We start from the raw sequence: 3,013 nt of genomic DNA, 5'->3' as shown, positions 1-3,013 counted from the left end.
TAAAGAAAATGGAAGGTAAATGGAAGATTCTTCTGGTTTTAATTGGCTTGCTTTTCTGTTTTGGACTGGTCTATGTGATTGCAGGGAATGGTAAGCAATCATCTCCTGAACAGATCAAGAAAGCCTCTATGAGCAAGACAGAAGTGACCAAACAAAAGAAAGAAGACGTCAAGGAAGAAGATAAGCGGGAGATTTATCTGGCTGGCGGTTGTTTCTGGGGTGTAGAAGAATATTTCTCCAGAGTACCAGGTGTCATTGATGCTGAGTCTGGCTATGCAAATGGTAAGAGCGACACAACCAAGTATGAATTAGTTTCCCAAACTGGTCATGCTGAGACTGTTCACATCACTTACAATGCCAAGAAAATTTCGCTAAAAGAAATTCTGCTTCACTATTTCCGCATTATTGATCCAACTTCTAAAAATAAACAAGGTAATGATCAAGGTACTAAATATCGGACAGGTGTTTATTATAAGGACGAAGCTGATCTTGAGACTATTAATCAGGTCTTTGATGAGGTTGCTAAGAAATATGATAAGCCTTTAGCTGTCGAAAAAGAACCTCTGAAAAACTTTATCAAGGCAGAAGATTACCATCAGGATTACTTAAAAAAGAATCCTAATGGATATTGCCATATCGATGTCAATCAAGCTGCTTACCCAGTTATCGAAGCTAGTCGCTATCCTAAGCCTAGTGATGAAGAGATTAAGGCTAAGCTCTCTCCAGAAGAATACGCAGTCACACAAAAGAATGACACAGAGCGAGCTTTTTCTAATCGCTATTGGGATAAGTTCGATGCTGGTATCTACGTGGATGTGGTGACAGGAGAACCTCTCTTTTCATCAAAGGATAAATTTGACTCTGGCTGCGGTTGGCCGAGTTTCACCCGTCCTGTCAGTCCAGATGTTGCGACTTACAAAGAAGATAAGAGTTTCAACATGACACGGACAGAAGTTCGCAGTCGGGTTGGAAATTCACATCTGGGCCATGTTTTCACTGATGGCCCTAAGGACAAGGGCGGTTTGCGCTATTGCATCAATAGTCTGTCAATTAAGTTCATTCCAAAAGCTGAGATGGAGGAGAAGGGCTACGGTTATCTTTTGGATTATGTTTAAGAGCATTTTGATCGAAAATTTGCTATAATAAATCCAGTAAAAATAAGGAGTTGAATCTTGTGTATTCAATTATGATTGTAGAGGATGAGTATCTGGTCAGACAGGGGATTGCGTCCTTGGTAGACTATGAACAGTTTGGTATGCAAGTCATTGCCCAAGCTGAAAATGGGATAGAAGCTTGGCAGAAATTTCAGGAAAATCCTGCTGACATTCTGCTGACCGATATCAATATGCCACAGATGAACGGCCTCGAACTAGCCAAGCTAGTCAGAGATCAGGTTCCTACTTGCCATATCGTTTTTCTGACGGGCTATGATGATTTTGACTATGCTCGGACGGCCATTAAGCTAGGTGCAGATGACTATCTTCTCAAGCCATTTTCAAAAGATGATGTCGAGGAGATGTTGGCCAAGCTGCAGATCAAGCTTGATAAGGAGCGTAAAAAGGCCCAGATTCAAAGTTTGGTCGATCAGGGACAGCACTCTGAGTTGGAAGAGGCTATTCATGCGCGTCTAGCTGATTCAGAATTAAACCTGAAAAGTTTGGCTTTTCAATTGGGGTTTAGTCCGTCCTATCTAAGTGTTCTTATCAAAAAAGAATTAGGCCTGCCCTTTCAAGATTATTTGATTCAAGAGCGGATGAAAAAAGCAAAACTCTTACTCTTAACTACAGATTTGAAGATTTATGAAATAGCAGAGCAGGTAGGTTTTGACGATATGAACTATTTTTCTCAGCGCTTCAAGCAGGTGGTTGGGCTGACACCTCGGCAGTTTAAAAAAGGAGAGGAGAAATGAAACGGTATCCGCTTCTGATCCAGTTGATTGTCTATATTTTTCTGCTGGTTCTTTTACTCTTGGGGGTTGTTGGGAGTCTTTACTATCAGACTAGCTCAGAAACCATTCGGCAGCTGACAGAGCGGACGACTCGTAATAGTATGGAGCAAAGCGGGCAGTTCATTGCTTCCTATTTGCAGAAATTAAAACAAACCACCTCCACACTGAGCAAGGAAGAAACGATTCGGAAGTATGCTCAGAATCAAGAAAGCAGCGAAACGTCAGTTCAGTCTTTGATGAAAACCATCATTGAGACAGATCCGGATTTGGTGTCGGCAGTATTGGTTACTAAGGACGGGCGCGTGGTCTCGACAGATTCTCAAATCAGCATGCAGACATCCTCTGATATGATGAATGAAAAATGGTATCAGGAAGCCGTCCATACCAGAGCCATGCCTGTCTTGACTCCTGCTCGCAAGGAGTCTCTAGCATTAGAGAAGGAGAAGTGGGTTGTTTCCGTCACTCAGGAAGTAGTGGATGAAGCAGGGCAGAATCTCGGTGTTTTGCGTTTGGATATCGGCTATAAGAGTCTCAAAGCCTATTTGGATCGGCTTCAGCTCGGGAAGAAGGGTTTTAGCTTTATTGTCAACAGCCAGCATGAATTTGTCTATCATCCCAAGAAGAGTGTTTATTCATCCAGTCAGGAAATGAAAGCTATGCAGCCCTATATCTCGGTCAAGGACGGTTACGCAGACCAGAAACAGGCTTTTGTCTACCAGATTGATATTGCGGACAGCGACTGGACTTTAATTGGCGTTGCCTCATTAGAGCAATTACAGATGCTTCAGTCACAGATGCTTTATTCTTTTGTAGGAATGGGCATTTTAGCACTCCTGCTGTGCTTGACTGGTATTTGGTTTGTTCTACGTTTGTGGATTAAGCCTCTTCAGAATCTACAGGCTGTCATTCTGAAGATTGGGGCAGGTGACTCAAATTTACGAGCGGAAGCAAAGGGGTCCCCAGAGTTGGTTGACTTGGCTCAGCAATTCAATAAAATGCTGGACCAAATCGAACAACTAATGGAAGCAGTCAAGACTGAAGAACAAAATGTCCGCCGCTATGAGC

At 42.6% G+C, this 3,013-nt stretch carries 3 protein-coding genes; all 3 read left to right on the top strand.

Annotation, left to right across the window (positions count from 1 at the left end; all coding sequences use genetic code 11):
- Positions 1–8: 8 nt before the first annotated feature.
- Positions 9–1,115 carry a peptide-methionine (R)-S-oxide reductase MsrB gene (gene msrB / locus STRDD04_RS03100; protein ID WP_062199268.1) on the top strand — a complete coding sequence of 369 codons (1,107 nt, stop codon included), beginning with the start codon at positions 9–11 and terminating at the stop codon, positions 1,113–1,115.
- 59 nt (positions 1,116–1,174) lie between these two features.
- Positions 1,175–1,909, top strand: coding sequence for a response regulator transcription factor (locus STRDD04_RS03095; protein WP_062199266.1), 735 nt, complete (start codon positions 1,175–1,177; stop codon positions 1,907–1,909).
- On the top strand, positions 1,906–3,013 hold a 1,108-nt coding region (locus STRDD04_RS03090; RefSeq protein ID WP_062199265.1), incomplete at its 3' end, for a cache domain-containing sensor histidine kinase. The genes STRDD04_RS03095 and STRDD04_RS03090, both read left to right, overlap by 4 nt.

The sequence above is a fragment of the Streptococcus sp. DD04 genome (assembly GCF_001578725.1).
GTDB lineage: Bacteria > Bacillota > Bacilli > Lactobacillales > Streptococcaceae > Streptococcus > Streptococcus sinensis.
The sequence above is the reverse complement of the archived record's forward strand: the minus strand, read 5'-3'. Positions and strand labels throughout refer to the sequence as shown.

Bases quoted from the DNA above. Each gene is read 5' to 3' on its own strand.
- msrB (WP_062199268.1), top strand. From the start codon at position 9: ATGGAAGGTAAATGGAAGATTCTTCTGGTTTTAATTGGCTTGCTTTTC.